The sequence below is a fragment of the Mycobacterium heidelbergense genome, assembly GCF_050205645.1.
Taxonomy (GTDB): domain Bacteria; phylum Actinomycetota; class Actinomycetes; order Mycobacteriales; family Mycobacteriaceae; genus Mycobacterium; species Mycobacterium heidelbergense_A.
The window spans coordinates 1-19,004 of the sequence record NZ_JBNMQT010000027.1; the positions used below are offsets into that span (position 1 = coordinate 1).

12 protein-coding genes and 2 pseudogenes are annotated in these 19,004 nt (G+C 68.3%); 13 read left to right on the forward strand and 1 reads right to left on the reverse strand.

The window, feature by feature from the left end:
• The 13 genes and pseudogenes from ACQI5H_RS22070 to rfbA all read left to right on the forward strand — a co-directional run.
• A pseudogene (locus ACQI5H_RS22070) lies at positions 1-1,044 on the forward strand (DUF7159 family protein); the annotation flags it as partial.
• Between the two features lie 239 nt (positions 1,045-1,283).
• Entirely contained in the window at positions 1,284-2,753 is a 1,470-nt protein-coding gene (locus ACQI5H_RS22075) for a DUF7159 family protein (protein WP_427081469.1), read from the forward strand.
• A 135-nt stretch (positions 2,754-2,888) separates the two neighbouring features.
• Positions 2,889-3,983, forward strand: a complete 1,095-nt coding sequence (locus tag ACQI5H_RS22080) for a DUF7159 family protein (protein ID WP_427081422.1) — start codon at positions 2,889-2,891, stop codon at positions 3,981-3,983.
• A gap of 154 nt (positions 3,984-4,137) precedes the next feature.
• Complete coding sequence (locus tag ACQI5H_RS22085; RefSeq protein ID WP_427081423.1) at positions 4,138-5,685, forward strand: DUF7159 family protein; 1,548 nt, start codon at positions 4,138-4,140, stop codon at positions 5,683-5,685.
• Between the two features lie 88 nt (positions 5,686-5,773).
• The gene (locus ACQI5H_RS22090; RefSeq protein WP_427081424.1) at positions 5,774-7,099 is read left to right on the forward strand and encodes a UDP-glucose dehydrogenase family protein; all 1,326 of its coding nucleotides are present in this window, start codon (positions 5,774-5,776) and stop codon (positions 7,097-7,099) included.
• A 329-nt stretch (positions 7,100-7,428) separates the two neighbouring features.
• A complete protein-coding gene (locus ACQI5H_RS22095; RefSeq protein WP_427081425.1) occupies positions 7,429-11,094 on the forward strand; it encodes a nitrate reductase subunit alpha in 3,666 nt (1,221 codons plus the stop codon).
• 10 nt (positions 11,095-11,104) lie between these two features.
• Positions 11,105-12,699, forward strand: a pseudogene (narH, locus tag ACQI5H_RS22100) (nitrate reductase subunit beta).
• Between the two features lie 7 nt (positions 12,700-12,706).
• Positions 12,707-13,396, forward strand: coding sequence for a nitrate reductase molybdenum cofactor assembly chaperone (narJ, locus tag ACQI5H_RS22105; protein WP_427081426.1), 690 nt, complete (start codon positions 12,707-12,709; stop codon positions 13,394-13,396).
• Complete coding sequence (gene narI, locus ACQI5H_RS22110) at positions 13,393-14,136, forward strand: respiratory nitrate reductase subunit gamma (RefSeq protein ID WP_427081427.1); 744 nt, start codon at positions 13,393-13,395, stop codon at positions 14,134-14,136. The genes narJ and narI overlap by 4 nt, the downstream gene beginning before the upstream one ends.
• Positions 14,137-14,248: 112 nt before the next feature.
• Positions 14,249-15,691, forward strand: coding sequence for a nitrate/nitrite transporter (locus ACQI5H_RS22115; protein ID WP_427081428.1), 1,443 nt, complete (start codon positions 14,249-14,251; stop codon positions 15,689-15,691).
• Between the two features lie 35 nt (positions 15,692-15,726).
• Positions 15,727-16,476, forward strand: coding sequence for a maleylpyruvate isomerase family mycothiol-dependent enzyme (locus ACQI5H_RS22120; protein WP_427081429.1), 750 nt, complete (start codon positions 15,727-15,729; stop codon positions 16,474-16,476).
• A 53-nt stretch (positions 16,477-16,529) separates the two neighbouring features.
• Positions 16,530-16,904 carry a nuclear transport factor 2 family protein gene (locus ACQI5H_RS22125; protein WP_427081430.1) on the forward strand — a complete coding sequence of 125 codons (375 nt, stop codon included), beginning with the start codon at positions 16,530-16,532 and terminating at the stop codon, positions 16,902-16,904.
• A gap of 16 nt (positions 16,905-16,920) precedes the next feature.
• Entirely contained in the window at positions 16,921-17,787 is an 867-nt protein-coding gene (gene rfbA, locus ACQI5H_RS22130) for a glucose-1-phosphate thymidylyltransferase RfbA (RefSeq protein ID WP_427081431.1), read from the forward strand.
• Here rfbA and ACQI5H_RS22135 read toward each other — a convergent pair.
• Positions 17,738-19,003 (reverse strand): YibE/F family protein, encoded by a 1,266-nt coding sequence (locus ACQI5H_RS22135; RefSeq protein ID WP_427081432.1) that lies wholly within the window; start codon positions 19,001-19,003, stop codon positions 17,738-17,740. The two genes, rfbA and ACQI5H_RS22135, sit on opposite strands and share 50 nt — an antisense overlap.
• Between the last annotated feature and the right edge of the window lies 1 nt (position 19,004).

A 19,004-nucleotide genomic window follows, 5' to 3' on the forward strand; every position in this document is an offset into this window, starting at 1 on the left:
CCCCTGGAGGCATCCGCCCCGGCGCCGAAAATTAACGCCCCGATACCCCTAGCCGCGCCTATGCCGATACACCCGCAGGCCGCGCCGCTGCCCGCGGCTCCCGCGATGCCGGCTCCGCCTGCTCCCGCGGCTCCGGTGATTCCGGTGCCTGTCGTGGTGCCTCCGCTGGCGCCGGTTCCGGCGACCCCGCTCCTGGTGCCAGGTCTCGAAACGATGATGCGGCCACCGGTGATCCAGCTCCCACCGCGCGTATCGCCGCCGGTGGTGAATCAGCCGCCGGTCCAGGTCCCGCAGCTGCCATCGCCGCCGCAGGTGACTCCACCGGTCCATGTGCCGTCGCCGCCGCAGGTGACCCCGCCGCAGGTCACTCCACCGGTCCATGTGCCGCAGCCGCCGCAGGTGACCCCGCCGCAAGTGACTCCACCGGTCCACGTGCCGCAGCCGCCGCAGGTGACCCCGCCGCAGGTGACGCCGCCGCAGGTGACCCCACCGGTCCATGTGCCGCAGCCGCCGCAGGTGACCCCGCCGCAAGTGACTCCACCGAAGGTGACTCCACCGGTCCACGTGCCGCAGCCGCCGCAGGTAACCCCGCCGCAAGTGACTCCTCCAGTCCACGTCCCGCAGCCGCCGGTGGTCGCCCAGCCTCCGGTGCATGTCCCGCAGCCGCCGGTGGTCGCCCAGCCTCCGGTGCATGTCCCGCAGCCGCCGGTGGTCGCCCAGCCTCCGGTCCACGTCCCGTTGCCCGGCACCGGACCCAGTAGTCCTGGCGGTGGCGGACCGTTTGGAGGCGGCGGGCCATTCGGTGGTGGCGGGCCCCTCGGGGGAGGTGGCCACAACGGTGGCGGTCCCTTCGGCGGCGGACCAATTGGCGGCGGACCGATCGGCGGAGGCGGACCGATTGGCGGCGGTCACAGCGGCGGTGGCGGCGGACCGTTCGGTGGCGGCGGACCGTTCGGAGGCGGCGGCCTCGGCGGTGGAGGCTTTGGCGGCGGTGGCGGGGGCTTCGGCGGCGGCCACAGTAGCGGTGGCGGCGGGCACAAGTAGCCGTCCGTCGCGCCCGGACGGGCTTGGGTGTTGCAACTCGAAAACGCACCGCGACGGGTACTCACCACCCCGCGGCTACGCGGGTAGGCTCAGACAGATACGGGCTGGTCAAGAAGACGTGCCGCCCATTCGCTAGAACTTCATAAAGCTCAGCTAATCCCGGATCGTGGATCCTGCGCGGTGCTGCGGGACCAAAATCCTTGGCTAACAACGAGACTATCGAGGGAGAACTTTCAGCGGTGGTGGGCGTCGTGCTTGGCGTGTCGATGGCGCCGACGAAGGTCCGCATGGTGCTTGTCGAAGGTGAAAGCGCCGACGGGGCGGCCGTCGACCAGGACTACTTCGACGTCGCCGACGACTCGCCCCGCACCGCACCCATCCAGGTCGTCTCGGCCATTCTGGGTACGCGCGAAGGCGCCGAAGAGGGTGGCTATCAGCTGCTGTCGGCCGGCGTGACCTGGACCGACCACGTCGAGGCGGCGTTGCTTCGGGACGCGCTGATTTCGCACAAGGTCGAAAACGTCATGCTGGTGTCGGCCTTTATGGCTGCGGCCGCGCTGACGCAGGCAGTCGGCGACGCCACCAACTATGCGAACACCGCGATGCTCTTTGTGGAGCCGTACACCGCGACGCTGGCCGTGGTCGATACCGCCGACGGATCGGTGTCCGATGTGCACCGCAGGATTCTCCCCGACGACGAAGACCAGGCCGTCGCCGAACTCGTCCAGATGGTCTCCCGTGCGGAATCGCTGAAAACGCGCCCGGACGGTCTGGTCGTCGTCGGCTCCGGCGTCGATATCCCGATGATCAAGCCGGCCCTGGAGGCCGCGACCACACTCGCGCTTTCGGTACCCGACGAGCCGGAGATGGCGTTGGCTCGGGGTGCGGCGCTGGCGTCGGCGAACGCGCCGCTGTTCTCGTCGTCCACAGCCGCGCTGGGTTACGCGCTGGATCCCGGCACCGGCGAGGTCGACCCCCTGGCATTCACCGCGCAGTCGCCGGGACTACTGCCCGGATATCTGCCCGAATACCGTGGCGCCGCCGAGCCGTCCGCCGGCGCCGAGGCGGGCAACCCGGACGTGGCCTACAGCGCGGTACCAGACGACGATGCGGAAGCGGGCGTGGTTTCGGATGAGGTCGCGCAGCGCCGCCGGTCGGTCCTGCTGGTGGGCAGCACACTCGCGGTGATATTCATCACCGCGGTGGTGGCGCTGGAGATTGCGCTGGCGATCAGCATCCGGCCGACGGTCGCGTTGCGCCCCAATCCCGCCCAAAACGTCGTCGTCCCAACCCAATCCGCGCCCGCGCCCGCACCGGCGCCACCCGACATTGCGAGGCCGAAAATCCAGGCGCCCGCGCCGGTGGCGGTGCCGCATCCCATCGGCCCGCCGGCCGCGGCTCCGGTGCCCGCCGCTCCGCCGATCCCGGCGCCTGTGCTTGTCCCCGTTCCGCGCGTTCCGATCATCGGACCGCCGGCACCTCGCGGACCCTTCGGCGGTGGGCCCGGTCCGCGCGGGCCCTTTGGCGGCGGTCACGGTCCGTTCGGCGGCGGGCCCTTCGGCGGGGGACATGGACCCTTCGGCGGGGGACATGGACCCTTCGGCGGGCACGGCTTCGGGGGCTTTGGTGGCGGCCACGGATTCGGCGGTGGTCATGGCTTCGGGGGCTTTGGTGGCGGCCACGGATTCGGCGGTTTCGGGCACAGGTAGCCGCGCGCGTCAGTGCGGCGAATCGGCCGCGTCGAGCTATGGTGGCGGACTGGGGCTTGGTCGCGCCCGTGATCGTTAAGCCCCGGCAATGCGCTGTGTGGCGCAGCAAAACCGTTGGGGGACTTGGAGATAACGGTGGACATCGTACTTGGCGTTTCTATGGCGCCGGAGACAGTCCGCATGGTGCTCGTCGAGGGTATGGGCGCCGGCGGGGTGACCGTCGATCAGGACGACTTCGACGTCACCGGTGGTGGGGCGGCCGTCACCGCGGCGGAACGAGTGGTCGCGGCGATCCTCGGAACTCGGGAAAGCGCCGTCGAAGGCGGCAACCAGCTGGTGTCCAGCGGTGTGGCCTTTACTGATCGGGCCGAGGCCGCCGCGCTGCGTGATGCGTTGGCAGCACACAAGATTGAGAACGTCATGCTGGTCTCGGCGTTCATGGCCGCGGCGGCGCTGGCTCAGGCGGTCGGCAGCGCAACGAATTGCGCGCGCACCGCCCTGCTGTTCGTCGAGCCGGCCAACGCGACGCTGGCCGTTGTCGACAGCTCCGCGGGGTCGATCGTCGATGTGCGCCGGCGGCGCCTGCCCGACGGTGATGACGCGGCGCTGGCGCAGCTGACCGCGATGGTTTCGGGTGCGGAATCGATGAAAGCCCGCCCGGACGGGGTGTTTCTCGTCGGTTCTGGCGTGGACATCCCGTCGATCAAGCCGACGCTGGAGGCGGCGACGTCGCTGTCGGTCACGGCGCCCGAGGAACCGGATATGGCATTGGCGCGCGGGGCGGCGCTGGCGTCGGCGAACGCTCAGTTGGGTGCCCCGTCCACCGCTGCGCTGCCCGACGCGGATCCGGCCGGGTCCGGCTCAGCCGGGCTCGCCTACAGCGACGTCGCGGATGACGACGGCGCCCGCGAATCCGAGCCCGATCCGGGTGTGCGGCGTAGCCGCAAGGCCCTGGTGGCGATCGCCACCGCGGTGGTGGTCTTTGTCGGCGGGACGGTCGCGCTGACGCTCGCGTTGGCCTTCGGCAGCCGCCCGCACGTGGAGCAGCGACCGGATGTCGGCAAGTCCGTCGTCGCACCGGCGCCCGCGCCGCCGCCCTCGGCGGGACCCGGACCGGAAACGGCGGCACCCCCTAAGGACGCCCCGCCGCAGGATCCGTCCACGCGCACCAGGGACCGCGTCGACGACTGGTTGCACCGCCACATCGGGCACGGCATTCCGGGCCAGTAGCGGGTAGCCTCGGCCAAGACCCCGGTGCTCGGAACACGCGTAAAATCGGGCAATTGGGGAACCCAGGGGGAGTTCGCGGCGTAGCGCCGCCGGTTGAGCGTGCGACGACGACGTCCCTGGACGTGATGGCTAGCGATACGACCATGGAGGAGCTTTGGACACCGTACTTGGTGTGTCGATGGCGCCGACGGCAGTCAGGATGGTGCTGGTCGAGGGTGAAAACGGGGATGGCGCCACCGTCGACGAAGACAACTTCGACGTTTCCGCTGACGACGACGCGGCAACAGTGAGCGCGGCCGACCAAGTGGTGTCGGCGATCCTGGGTACCCGCGAGGGCGCCGCCGAGGGCGGCTACCAACTGGCGTCGACCGGCGTCACCTTCACCGACCCCGTCGAGGCCGCTGCCCTGCGTGATGCGCTGGCCGCGCACAAGGTCGAGAATGTGATGTTGGTCTCGGCCTTTCTGGCCGCGGCCGCACTGGCTCAAGCGGTCGGCAACCAGACCAACTACGCCCAGACGGCGCTGCTGTACATCGAGCCCGATACCGCGACCCTGGCGGTCGTCGACAGCGCCGACGGATCGATCGCCGACGTCCATCGCGAGGCGCTCCCGGACGACGACGCGGCCGCGGTGGCGAAGCTGGCCACGATGGTCTCCGCCGCCGAGGGGTTGGAGGCGCGCCCGGACGCGGTGTTCGTCGTCGGCTCCGGCATCGACATCCCGTTGATCAAGCCGGCGCTGGAGGCCGCGACCACCCTTCCGCTGACGGCGCCCGAGGAGCCGCACACGGCATTGGCCCGCGGAGCCGCGCTGGCGTCGGCGAGCGCGCCGCTGTTTGTCTCGTCCACTGCGGCACGTGCCTACGCTCAGGATCCCGGTACCGGAGCCATCGAGCCGCTCGCGGTCGCGCCCGGCTATTTCGAATTCCCCGGAACGCAAGCCCGCGAGGACCTGGCCTACAGCGCCGTTCCCGAGGACTTCGCCGACACCTATACCGGCGAGCACGCCCCCGCGACCGGTTTTGTCGACGTCGGCGAGCGGAGATCGTTCGGCCTGGTGGGGAGCGCCCTGGCGGGCATCTTCATCGTGGGCGTTGCGGCGCTGGTCGTTTCGCTTGCGATCGCCATCCGGCCGACGTCCGGCGTGCGGCCCGTTCCCGGTCACAACGTCGTCGCCCCCGCTCAGCCGGCACCGGCGGCCCCGGCGGCTCCCGCGCCCGCACCGGCGGCGGTTCCCGCGCCTGCCCCGGCCGCGGGTCCGGCGCCCGCGCCCGCGCCAGTTCCGGAGGCGCCGGCGCCCCAGGCTCCGGCTCCCGTCGCGGTGCCGCCGGCCCCGGCTCCGCCCGTTGTGGCGCCCGCCCCCGCTCCCGTACCCGTTCCCGAGGCTCCGGCGCCGATTCCTGCCGCGCCGGCGCCGGCCCCCGTGCCGGTGGCACCGATTCCGGTGCCGATTCCGTTGCCGATACCCGGCATCGGCGGTGGCCCTGGCGGCGGATTCCCCGGCGGCGGTGGCGGATTCCCCGGCGGCGGTGGCGGAGGCCACGGTGACTACGGCGGCGGCGGTGGCCACGACGGCGGCGGTCCGTTCGGCGGCGGCGGGGGTGGATTCCCCGGCGGCGGCCACGGCGGCTTCGGCGGCGGCGGCCCCTTCGGCGGTGGCGGCGGCTTCGGCGGCGGCCACGGCGGAGGCCGCGGACACTAGTTCCCCGGTGGCCACCTGTCATCTCCCGTTTGCCTGTCGCTCAGCGGGACGATGCAGTTAGCTCATCGCGGCCACCTACACCGGTTGTATGCGATGCACCGTTTTCGGCACCGGCTATCTGGGTGCCACGCACGCTGTCGGGATGGCCGAGCTGGGACACGAGGTCATCGGGGTCGATATCGATCCGGGTAAAGTCGCCAAGCTCGCAGGCGGCGACATTCCTTTCTACGAGCCGGGCCTGCAGAAGCTGTTGACCGAGAACCTGGCGGCGGGACGACTGCGGTTCACCACCGACTACGACCTGGCCGCGGAATTCGCCGACGTGCACTTCCTGGGGGTCGGCACGCCGCAGAAGAAGGGCGAGTACGGCGCCGACCTGCGCCACGTCCACGCGGTCATCGACGCACTGGTGCCCCGCCTGACCCGGCCGTCGGTGCTCGTCGGCAAGTCGACCGTTCCGGTGGGCACCGCAGCCGAGTTGAGTCAACGGGCAGCGACGCTGGCGCCGCGGGGCGTCGACGTCGAGGTGGCCTGGAATCCGGAGTTCCTCCGCGAGGGATACGCGGTACACGACACCTTGCACCCGGACCGCATTGTGCTTGGCGTCCAACAGGATTCGACGCACGCCGAGCCCGCGGTCCGCGAACTCTACGTGCCGCTGTTGGGTGCGGGTGTGCCGTTCCTGGTGACGGACTTGCAGACCGCGGAGCTGGTCAAGGTGTCGGCCAATGCTTTTCTGGCGACCAAGATTTCGTTCATCAACGCGATCTCCGAGGTGTGCGAGGCCGCCGGCGCCGACGTCAGCGTGCTGGCCGATGCGCTTGGATACGATCCGCGGATCGGGCGCCAATGTCTCAACGCGGGTTTGGGTTTCGGCGGCGGCTGCCTGCCCAAGGACATCCGCGCCTTCATGGCCCGCGCCGGCGAGCTCGGTGCCGACCAGGCGCTGACGTTCCTGCGCGAGGTCGACAGCATCAACATGCGCCGCCGCACCCGGATGGTCGAACTGGCCACCGCCGCGTGCGGCGGATCGCTGCTGGGCGCCAACATCGCCGTGCTCGGTGCGGCGTTCAAACCCGAGTCCGATGACGTCCGCGACTCGCCCGCGCTCAACGTCGCGGGCCAGCTGCAACTCAACGGCGCCGCGGTCAACGTGTACGACCCGAAGGCCCTCGACAACGCGCAGCGACTCTTCCCGACGCTCAACTACGCGGTATCGGTGGAAGAGGCCTGCGAGCGCGCCGACGCGGTGCTGGTGCTCACGGAGTGGCGGCAGTTCGTCGACCTCGACCCCGGCGACCTCGCCGATCGGGTGCGCGCCCGGGTCATCGTCGACGGCCGCAACTGCCTAGATGTCGCTCGTTGGCAGCGGGCGGGCTGGCGCGTGTTCCGGCTCGGCGCGCGACGGCCTTAGCCGGGCCATAGCGGGCCGTTCGGGCGGCCTCGAGGCGCGACTCGCCCTGGGCCCCAAGACATGTGTTAACGAGAAGAAAAATGCTTGATTCCGCGCTGTGACGGCCGCGCGATCCGCCGTCGTCACGTTCCGGCGACCATGCCTCCCATCAGTGCTTTTCCGCCGCCGCTGGCAAAAGTGCGACGCGGCTCACACATCTCAATATGACCGTGGTGTTACGGCAACCGCACAACCGTGAGACCGTGTCGGTGCGAATTTTTGATCGGGTAAAAACCTGCCTTACCCTCGGTAAATGACCGCACGATAGCCGTCGTTCGAGAGGAGGCGCCATGGTCGATCTGAACCCGAATTACCACAGCGCCGCCGACGCGGTGCTCGGTTTCAGCAAATATTTTCACCGCGGCGAGATTTCGCCGGACCACCGCGCGCTGCACAAGGTCGGTGGCCGGTCGGCCGACGACTTCTATCGGGACCGCTGGGCGCACGACAAGGTGGTCCGTTCGACGCACGGCGTCAACTGCACGGGATCGTGTTCGTGGAAGATCTACGTCAAAGACGGCGTAATCACCTGGGAATCCCAGCAAACCGACTACCCGTCGGTCGGCGCCGACAAGCCGGAGTACGAGCCGCGCGGCTGCCCTCGCGGCGCCTCGTTTTCCTGGTACACGTATTCGCCTGCGCGCGTGCGTTATCCGTACGTGCGCGGGGTCCTGCTGGAGTACTACCGCGAGGCCAAGGCGCGACTGAACGACCCCGTGCTGGCGTGGGCCGACATCGTGGACGATCCCGTCAAGTCCGCCCGCTACAAGGCGGCGCGCGGCAAGGGCGGGTTTGTGCGCGCCGAGTGGTGGGAGGCCGCCGAGATGGCGGCGGCCGCGCATGTGCACACGATCAAGAAGTACGGCCCCGACCGGGTCGCCGGCTTCTCGCCGATACCGGCGATGTCGATGGTCAGTCACGCCGTTGGGGCGCGGTTCATTTCGCTCCTCGGTGGGTCGATGCTGTCGTTCTACGACTGGTACGCCGACCTGCCGGTGGCGTCGCCGCAGGTGTTCGGCGACCAGACCGATGTGCCCGAGTCGGCCGACTGGTTCGACGCCGGATACCTGATCATGTGGGGCTCCAACGTTCCGGTCACCCGGACGCCCGACGCGCATTACATGACCGAGGCCCGCTACCGCGGCCAAAAGGTGGTCGTGGTTTCGCCCGACTACGCGGACAACACGAAGTTCGCCGACGAATGGCTGCCGGCGCGGCCGGGCACCGACGCGGCGCTCGCGATGGCGATGGGCCACGTCATCCTCAAGGAGTTCTTCGTCGACCGCACCACCCCCTACTTCACCGACTACGTGAAGCGCTACACCGACCTGCCGTTCCTGGTGACGCTGACCGAGCGCGACGGGGGCTGGCTGCCCGGAAAATTCCTCACCGCAGCGGATCTCGGCGACACCGGCGAAGGGGCCGAGTCCAAGACGGTCCTGCTCGACGCGCAGGCCAACCCCGTGGTGCCGAATGGCTCGCTGGGACACCGGTTCACGGCGTCCGGCGAGGGCAAGTGGAACCTCGACCTGCACGGCGTCGACCCGCTGCTGACGCTGCATGGCGTCGGCGACGACGTGGCCGAGGTGAAGCTGCCGCGCTTCGACGGCGACAGGCCCGGTGTGCTGGCCCGCGGGGTCCCGACAAAAATCGTTGCCGGACAACGCGTCACGACGGTCTTCGACATTCTGCTCGCCCAATACGGGGTGCATCGCGACGGCCTGCCCGGGGAGTGGCCCGCGGACTACGACGACGCAACCGTGCCGTACACCCCGGCCTGGCAGGAGCCGATCACCGGTGTGCCCGCAAAAGCGGTGGAACGGATCGCGCGCGAATTCGCCGACAACGCCGAACGTTCGCGCGGCCGGTCGATGATTCTGATGGGCGCGGGAACCAACCACTGGTTCCATTCCGACCAGATCTATCGCTCGTTTCTCACGCTGGTAATGCTCACCGGATGCCAGGGCGTCAACGGCGGCGGCTGGGCGCACTACGTCGGGCAGGAGAAGTGCCGGCCGGTCACCGGGTGGTCGACGCTGGCTTTCGCGTTGGACTGGCAGCGGCCGCCGCGCCAGATGCAGGGCACCGTGTTCTGGTACCTCGCGACCGACCAGTGGCGCTACGACCGGTTCACGTCGGAGGTGATGGCCTCCCCGCTGGCCGAGGGCCGGTTCGCGGGCCGGACCGCGGCTGACAGCATCGCCCTGGCCAGCCGGCTGGGCTGGATGCCGAGTTATCCCACGTTCAACCGCAATCCGCTCGATCTGGCCGACGAGGCGGCGCGGCTGGGAAAGGACGCGTCGGAGCACGTCGTCGACGGCCTGAAGTCCGGCCATCTGCAGTTCGCCTGCGAGGACCCGGACGCGCCCGAGAATTTCCCGCGCTGCCTGACGGTGTGGCGGTCCAACCTGCTGGGCTCGTCGGCCAAGGGCAACGAGTACTTCCTCAAGCACCTGCTGGGCACCGATTCCAACGTCGCGGCGACCGACGAGGACGCGGTGCGGCCGCAGGAAGTGCGCTGGCGCGACGAGGCGCCGGTGGGCAAGCTGGACCTGCTGTTGTCGATCGACTTCCGCAATACCAGCACCACATTGTTTTCCGACATCGTGCTGCCCGCGGCTACGTGGTATGAGAAGCACGACCTGTCGAGCACCGACATGCACCCGTTCGTGCACGCGTTCTCGCCGGCGATCTCACCGCCGTGGGAGACCAAGACCGACTTCGAGGCCTTCCACCGGATCGCACGCGGGTTCTCCTGGTTGGCCGAAAAGCACCTGGGGAAGCGCAAAGACATCATCGCCGTGCCGCTGCAGCACGACAGCGCCGACGCCACCGCGCAGCCCGGCGGACGCGTGCTGGACTGGAAAGCCGGTGAGTGCGAGCCGATTCCCGGCAAGACGATGCCGCGGCTGGTCGTCGTTGAGCGGGACTACCCGGCCGTTGGCGACAAGATGGCGGCGCTCGGGCCGATGGTGGAAACCGTCGGGCTGACGACCAAGGGTGTGACCACGCACCCCGACGCGGAGGTCGAGTACCTCAAGGGCGTCAACGGCACCGTGGTCAGCGGCATGGCCGTCGGGCGGCCGTCGCTGGCCAAGGACACCCACGCCGCCGAGGCGATCCTGGCGCTATCCGGAACGACGAACGGGCGCCTGGCGGTCGAGGGATTCGAGGCGCTGCAGCGGCGCACCGGAACCCAGCTGGCCGACCTCGCGAAGGAGAATGAGGGTCGGCGAATCACGTTCGCCGACACACAGTCTCGGCCGGTGCCGGTCAACACGTCGCCGGAGTGGTCCGGTTCGGAGACGGGCGGTCGCCGGTACTCGCCGTTCACGATCAACACCGAACGGCTCAAGCCGTGGCACACCTTGACGGGTCGCCAGCACTTCTACCTCGACCACGATTGGATGAGCGAACTCGGCGAGCAGTTGCCGATCTTCCGTCCGCCACTCGACATGACCGCCCTGTTCGACGAGCCGGCCGTCGGCGACACCACCGGCGGGATCACCGTGCGATATCTCACGCCGCACTCCAAGTGGTCCATCCACTCCGCATACCAGGACAACCTGCACATGCTCACGCTTTCCCGCGGCGGACAGGCGATCTGGATGTCCGACGTGGATGCGGCGAAGATCGGCGTCAAGGACAACGACTGGATCGAATGCACCAACCGCAACGGCGTGGTCAACGCGCGCGCGATCGTCAGCCACCGGATGCCCGAAGGCCTGGTGTTCATGTACCACGCGCAGGACAAGGCAGTGGACGTGCCCCGCACCGAGAAGACCGGAAAACGCGGCGGCATCCACAACGCGCTGACCCGGATCATGATCAAGCCGTCGCACCTGATTGGCGGCTACGCCCAGCAGTCCTTCGCGCTGAACTACCACGGCCCCACCGGAAACCAGCGCGACGAGGTCACCACGATCAGGCGCCGTTCGCAAGAAGTGGAGTACTGACATGAAAGTCATGGCTCAGCTCGCGATGGTGATGAACCTCGACAAATGCATCGGCTGCCACACCTGCAGCGTCACCTGCAAACAGGCCTGGACCAACCGCGGCGGCATGGAGTACGCCTGGTTCAACAACGTGGAAACCCGCCCCGGACAGGGATACCCGCGCCGCTACCAGGACCAGGAAAAGTGGAAGGGCGGCTGGACGCTCAACAAGCGCGGCAAGCTAACACTCAAGTCGGGATCGCGGATCAAGCGGCTGCTCAACATCTTCGCCAACCCCGACCTGCCCACGGTGTCGGACTACTACGACCCGTGGACCTACGACTACGAGAACCTGCTGTCCGCTCCCGCGATGGACACCACGCCGGTGGCCCGCCCCAAGTCGCTGATCACCGGCCAGGACACGAAGGTGACCTGGGGCGCGAACTGGGACGACGACCTCGGCGGCGGACCCGAGCAGGTCGGTCGGGACCCGTTGCTGGCCAAGCTATCCGACGAAGTGAAGCTCGAATTCGAGCAGACGTTCATGTTCTACCTGCCGCGCATCTGCGAGCACTGCCTCAACCCCTCGTGCGCCGCGTCGTGCCCGTCCGGCGCGATCTACAAGCGCAGCGAAGACGGCATCGTGCTGGTCGATCAGGACAAGTGTCGCGGCTGGCGGCAGTGCGTCACGGGCTGTCCCTACAAGAAGATCTACTTCAACCACAAGACCGGCAAGGCCGAGAAGTGCACGTTCTGCTACCCGCGCGTCGAGGTGGGCATCCCGACGGTGTGCTCGGAAACCTGCGTCGGCCGGCTGCGCTACATCGGGGTGCTGCTCTACGACGCCGATGCCGTCGCGGCCGCGGCGTCGGTCCAAGACGAGCAGGACCTCTACCCGTCGCAGCTCGGCGTCTTCTTGAACCCGCACGACCCTCGGGTGGTGGCGGAGGCCGAACGCGCCGGGATATCGAGCGAATGGATTGAGGCCGCGCAGAATTCGCCGGTGTACCGGCTCATCGTCGACTACCAGCTGGCGCTTCCACTGCACCCGGAGTACCGCACCATGCCGATGGTTTGGTACATCCCGCCGCTGTCCCCGGTCGTCGACGTGCTGGCCAAGACCGGCCACGACGGCGAGAACAAGAACAACTTGTTCGGCGCCATCGACGCCCTGCGCGTTCCGATCGAGTATCTGGCCGAGCTGTTCACCGCCGGTGATCCCGGGCCGGTTCGCCTTGCGCTGCAACGGCTTGCGGCGATGCGTTCGTACATGCGCGCGGCGAACCTGGGCGAGGAGTTCGACGACACCATCCCGGACTCGGTGCGGCTGACCGGCGACGAGATCGAATCGATGTACCGGCTGCTGGCGATCGCCAAGTACGCGGACCGCTACGTGATCCCCAGTGCGCGGGATCGGACGCGCACCGCCTGGACGCACTGGCCACCGGATGCAGCCTCGACGGCGACGGTGGGCCGGGAATGACAGCGTACGACGCGATGGCCGATAAGTTCCATCTGACCAACGGCAACGGCAACGGCACCGACAACGGTGATCGCAGCAAGTCCGGCAGGAACCTGCTCAACTGGGACGGCAAGAGCACCGACGGGCTGGTGCCTTCGAAATGAGTGCGCAGTGAAGACGTTGACCCGCAATCGTCGGCCGTCACGCGGCGCCGCGCTGTCCGAGCGCGACTGCCGGCTGTCGTGGCGCATCGCCGCGCTGCTGCTGGACTACCCCAGCGACCAGACGCTCGCGATGACCGATGAATTGACCGCCGCCGCAACGCAACTGCCCGGCGCGCTAGGCACGCCGATACTGGAGTTCCTGCGGCAGGAGTTCGGCGGCGCCGATCCGATGAGGCTGGCCGCGCGCTACGTCGAGACGTTCGACATGCGCCGGCGCGCCAGCCTGCACCTGACCTACTACGCCTACGGCGACACCCGCAAACGTGGCATGGCGCTGCTGCGCTTCAAGCACGCCTACCGTCAGGCGGGGATGCAACTGGGCGACGACGAACTGCCCGACTACCTGCCGCTGGTGCTCGAGTTCGCCGCGACCGTCGACCCCGCGCAAGGCGAGCGCCTGCTCGCCGAGCATGTTCCGGTACTGGAATTGCTCCGATTGTCGCTGCAGGACAGCGGGTCTGGCTATGCCGGCATCCTGGCTGCCGTCCTCGCCACGCTGCCGCCGATCAGCACCGCCGACCGGCGCCGCATCGCCGAGCTGGCCGCGGAGGGCCCGCCGGAGGAAGACGTCGGACTCGAGCCGTTCGCAATGGATCCGCTCGCGATGGATCCGCTGAGCGCCGGAGGTCGCCGATGAACATCGTGCTCTGGATGACCGCGCCGTATGTCGCCTTCACATCGTTTGTCGTGGGCCACCTCTGGCGCTACCGCACCGATCAGTTCGGCTGGACCACGCGGTCTTCGCAGATCTACGAAAGCCGGCTGCTGCGAATGGGCAGCCCGCTCTTTCACTTCGGCCTGCTCGGTGTTTTCGGTGGCCACGTCGTCGGCCTGATGATCCCCGAATCCTGGACGTCGGCGGTCGGATTCCCCGAATGGGCATACCACGTGATGGCCGTGACGATGGGCTCGCTGGCCGGGGCCGCGGTCGTGACCGGGCTGGGAATCCTGCTGTACCGGCGCATCACGGTGCCCGAGGTCAGGAAGGCAACCACCCGCAGCGACAAGGTGATGTACGCGCTACTGGTGGGTGCGCTGGTGACCGGGATGCTCAACACCCTGAACAACGTGTTCACCACCTACAACTATCGCGAGACCGTATCGCCGTGGTTTCGCAGCCTTTTCACGCTGGATCCGGCGGTCGAGCTGATGGCCAACGCGCCCTGGACGTTTCAGGTTCATGCGCTGATAGTCCTTGCACTGCTTGGTATTTGGCCGTACACGCGGCTGGTGCACATGTTCAGCGCGCCGGCCGGATATCTGGTGCGCCCCTATCTTGTTTACCGCAGCCGAGACCCGCAGAAGGCGTCGGCCAACCGCTACGCCAAGGCCTGGGTGGCGCCGGTGGCGCCGCCCGCACGCAGCCGCTGGGTGTGACGGCGATCTCATAAATAGCTCACGCGCCCGGCGTTCCCGATTGTGAGCAGCTTGTAGCACGCGGGTCATCGCGGGAAGCGTTGCCGCAATAACACTTTCCTACGGTGATTGCATGCTGTTACAGACGCGCCGACACACCATCGATGACTGGGACGCCGAAGACGTCAACGCCTGGAACAACGGCGGCGCAAAGATCGCGCGCCGCAACTTGATCTGGTCGATCTTCGCCGAGCACGTCGGATTTTCCGTCTGGTCGATCTGGTCGGTGATGGTCCTTTTCATGCCGCAGAACGTCTACCACATCGACGCCGCCGGAAAGTTCTTCCTCGTCGCGATGCCCACGCTGATCGGCGCGATCCTGCGCCTGCCCTACACGTTCGCGACCGCGACATTCGGCGGGCGCAACTGGACGGTGTTCTCCGCCGTGGCTTTGGCGTTACCCACCGCACTCACGCTCTACTGCATGGCACACCCCGGCACGTCCTACACGACCTTCATGATCGTGGCGGCGGTCGCCGGGCTGGGCGGCGGCAACTTCGCGTCGTCGATGACGAACATCAACGCGTTCTATCCGCAGCGGCTCAAGGGCTGGGCGCTGGGCCTGAACGCCGGCGGTGGCAACATCGGCGTCGCGATGATCCAGATCGTCGGGCTGTTGGTGATCGCCACCGCGGGAAACCGTGCGCCGCACCTGGTATGCGCCGTATATCTGGTCCTGTTGTCGCTCGCCGCGGTCGGTGCCGCGCTCTTCATGGACAACCTGACCAACCAGCGCACCAACGGCCGCTCGATGATCGACGTGATGCGCTACCGCGACTCGTGGTTGATCGCGCTGCTCTACATCGGCACGTTCGGCTCGTTCATCGGCTTCTCGTTCGCGTTCGGCCAAGTGCTGCAAATCAGCTTCCTGGCCAACCTGTCTCACGGCGCCAAAGTCACCCCGGCCATGACCGCCCACGCGGCCCTGCACGCCGCCCAGATCGCGTTCATCGGCCCGTTGCTGGGTTCGATCGCGCGGCCGCTGGGCGGTTCGCTGTCCGACCGCATCGGTGGTAGCCGGGTCACGCTGTACGTCTTCGCCGCGATGATCGCCGTGGCCGGCTGGCTGGTGGCGCTGGGCCGGATGGCCGACGCCGCCCACGGCGCCGTGTCGGGCGGCGGCATGGCCGCCTACGTGGCCGGGTTCGTCGCGCTGTTCATCCTGTCCGGAATCGGCAACGGCTCGGTGTACAAGATGATCCCGTCGATCTTCGACGCCAAGGCGCACAGCATGGACGATCTCGGCCAGGCCGAGAAGGCCGACTGGTCGCGCCGGATGTCGGGCGCGCTGATCGGGATCGCCGGGGCCATCGGCGCGCTCGGCGGTGTCGGGATCAACGTCGTGCTGCGCGCGTCGTACCTGTCGCCCGCGAAATCGGCGACGACCGCGTTCGGGGTCTTCCTGGCCTTCTACGTGGTGTGCGCGGCGATCACCTGGTTCGCCTACGTCCGCACGCCCGGCCGGTCGCCCGCGCGCAAGAAGGTCGCCGTCGCGGAGGCCGCCGCACCCGCGTGATTCCCGCCCCCCACGGGTCCGGGTAGCCTGACCGCGTGGACTATGCGGCCGCGTTCCTGAAGGAGAACCGCGCGTTCTCCGAGCTTTTCCGCGACGTCGACGAAGCCACGCCCGTGCCGACGTGCCCCGGTTGGAGCCTCAAGCAATTGCTGCGACACGTCGGCCGCGGCGATCGCTGGGCGGCGCAGATCGTGCGAGACCGGCTCGACACCTACCTCGACCCCCGCAGCGTCGAGGGCGGCAAGCCGCCGCCGGATCCCGCCGACGCCATCTCCTGGCTGCAAGGCGGCGCCCAGCGCCTCGTCGATGCCGTCGAGCTGTCGGGCGTCGAGACGCCGGTGTGGACGTTTCTCGGGACGCGGCCGGCGAATTGGTGGGTTCGGCGCCGGCTTCATGAAGTCGCGGTGCATCGCGCCGACGCCGCCATCGCGCTGGGCCGCGAGTTCACACTGGAACCCGACCTCGCGGCCGACGCGATCACCGAATGGCTTGAACGGGTTGCGATCCAAGCCGGAAGCGACGGCGAGGCATTACCGCTCGAGGAGGGCAACACCATCCACCTGCACGCAACCGATTCCAGTGCAACCAGCGAATGGACGATCAGTGCCGCCGACGGCCGGATCGGCTTAGCGCACGAGCATGGCAAGGGCACCGTGGCGCTGCGCGGCGGCGCCACCGAGCTGCTGCTGGCGCTCGTGCGCCGCGTTCCCGTCGGCGACACCGGTGTCGAAGTGTTCGGCGACGACTCGGTGTGGTCCCACTGGCTGGAACACACCGCGTTCTAGCCGGCGCCGGGTAAACGGCGTGTTCGGAGCGGGCACACGGTAACTTTCAGACCATGACCACATCGGAGATCGCCACCGTTCTGGCGTGGCACGACGCTCTCAACGCCGCCGACCTCGACACGTTGGTGGCCCTGTCCAGCGACGACATCGACATCGGCGACGCCCACGGGGCCGCACAAGGCCACGAGGCGCTGCGCAGGTGGGCCGCCTCGCGTAATGCGAAGGCGGAGATCGGCCGGATTTACGTGCACGACGGCGTCGTCGTCGTCGAGCAGAAGCTCAGCGGCCCGGACGATCCCGGCGCGGTCACCAACTCCGCGTCGGCGTTCCGGGTGGTCCATGACCGCGTCACTTCGGTCTTCCATCATCACGACCTGGCATCGGCGTTGGCGGCCACCGAGCTCACCGAAGCCGATTCCATCGATTGAGGCATCAGGAGCATTCATGCGCGGGATCATCTTGGCGGGCGGCTCGGGCACGCGCTTGCACCCGATCACCATGGGCATCAGCAAGCAGTTGCTGCCGGTCTACGACAAGCCGATGGTCTACTACCCGCTGTCCACGCTGATGATGGCGGGCATCCGCGACATTCTGGTGATCACCACCCCGCACGACGCGGAGGGCTTCGAGCGACTCCTCGGCGACGGCTCGCAGTTCGGAGTCGACATCAGCTACGCGACGCAGCATCGGCCCGACGGGCTGGCGCAGGCTTTCGTCGTCGGCGAGAAATACATCGGCGGCGATTCGGTGGCATTAGTGTTGGGGGACAACATCTTCTACGGCCCGGGGCTGGGCACCAGCCTGAGCCGCTTCCAAAACATCAGCGGCGGAGCAATTTTCGCGTACTGGGTGGCCAACCCGTCGGATTACGGCGTCGTCGAATTCGGGCCCGACGGCATGGCCCTGTCGCTGGAGGAGAAACCAGCCACGCCGAAGTCGCAGTACGCCGTGCCGGGCTTGTATTTCTACGACAACGACGTGGTCGAAATCGCCAAGGGCTTAAAGAAATCCGCGCGCGGCGAGTACGAGATCACCGAGGTCAACCAGATCTATCTCAACCGGGGTCGACTCGCTGTCGAGGTGATGGCCCGCGGCACGGCGTGGTTGGACACCGGCACATTCGACTCGCTGCTGGACGCCAGTGACTACGTCCGCACCCTGGAACGACGGCAAGGCCTGAAGGTCAGCGTTCCCGAGGAAGTGGCGTGGCGGCAGGGGTGGATCGACGCGGAGCACATGGAGCGACGCGCGCACACGTTGGTCAAGTCCGGGTACGGGCGCTACCTGCTGGAGCTGCTGGAACGGAACTGACACCTCCCGGTTTGGCCAGCACCGCCGCGATCGCCGTCGTCAGCGGCACCGAAAGTGCCAGCGCGACACCGCCAACCGCCGAGCGCGCTAGCTCGATGGCCACGCTCTCGCTCGTGAGCACGTCACCGAGTGAGCGGTTGGCGACGCTGAACAGCAACAGCAGCGGCAGCGAACTGCCGGCGTAGGCGAGCACCAGCGTGTACACCGTGCTGGCGATGTGATCGCGGCCCACCCGAATCGCGCCGAGAAAGATCGTCCGCCGCGAGCCGCCCAGGTGGGCGAGCTCGAACACCGTCGACGCCTGTGTCACCGTCACGTCGTTGAGCACACCCAGCGAACCGATGATGAACCCGGCAAGCAGGAGGCCACTGATCGAGACGTTGCCCAGATACGCGCTGACCGTGGAGTTCTGGTCGTCCGAGAGCCCGGTCAGATGAGCGAATTCGATTGCTGCCCAAGACAATCCCGCGGCCAGCAGCAACGCCGACAAGGTGCCCAGCAGCGCGGCGCTAGTGCGCAGGTTGACCCCGTGCGCGAGGTAGATCACCACGTAGAGGATCGCCGCCGACGCCACCAGTGCCACGGGGATAGCCGGCGCGCCGTCTCGCAGCGCGGGCAGCAGGAAAACCACCAGCACCAGGAACGCGACGACGATGCCCACGAGCGCGAGCAGCCCGCGCCAGCGCGCCACCGCGACGATCACCACCGCGAACACGATCGCGAGGCCGACCAGGGGCCAGCCGCGTTCGAAGTCGTAGAAGGCGTAGCTGGTGGCGCCCTGCTCGTCGACCTGCCGGACGAGCCGGATGTGGTCGCCGGCCGCGAATTGGGGCTGACCCGGACCGGGGGAGGACTCCAGCAGGGTGTTCGCGCCCGCGTTCGGTCCGGAATCGATTGCCACCAATGTCAGTACGCACCGCCCCGTGCCCGGGGTTCCGGGCTGGGGCGCGGTGCTCAGCACCTGGCCGGTCGACGGGCTGCCGCAGTCGCTGAGCCCGCTGGACAGGACGTGGGCGCGCTGGGTGCTCACCGCGCCGCCGGAGGCGTTCTGGAACGGCATTGGGATGGCGACGTGCTGGCGGCTGGGCCACAACAACACGGCGCCGACGATCACGGCCAGGCCGATCGCGGCCAGCAGCCCGACGACGATCCGGGCGGGCAGCGGTCCCAGCGAAGGGGGGCCGGAGGACAGGGTGTGCGAGTGTGCGTGGGTCACC

Bases quoted from the DNA above. Each gene is read 5' to 3' on its own strand.
- ACQI5H_RS22090 (WP_427081424.1), top strand. From the start codon at position 5,774: ATGCGATGCACCGTTTTCGGCACCGGCTATCTGGGTGCCACGCACGCT.
- ACQI5H_RS22095 (WP_427081425.1), top strand. From the start codon at position 7,429: ATGGTCGATCTGAACCCGAATTACCACAGCGCCGCCGACGCGGTGCTC.
- narI (WP_427081427.1), top strand. From the start codon at position 13,393: ATGAACATCGTGCTCTGGATGACCGCGCCGTATGTCGCCTTCACATCG.
- ACQI5H_RS22115 (WP_427081428.1), top strand. From the start codon at position 14,249: ATGCTGTTACAGACGCGCCGACACACCATCGATGACTGGGACGCCGAA.
- ACQI5H_RS22125 (WP_427081430.1), top strand. From the start codon at position 16,530: ATGACCACATCGGAGATCGCCACCGTTCTGGCGTGGCACGACGCTCTC.
- rfbA (WP_427081431.1), top strand. From the start codon at position 16,921: ATGCGCGGGATCATCTTGGCGGGCGGCTCGGGCACGCGCTTGCACCCG.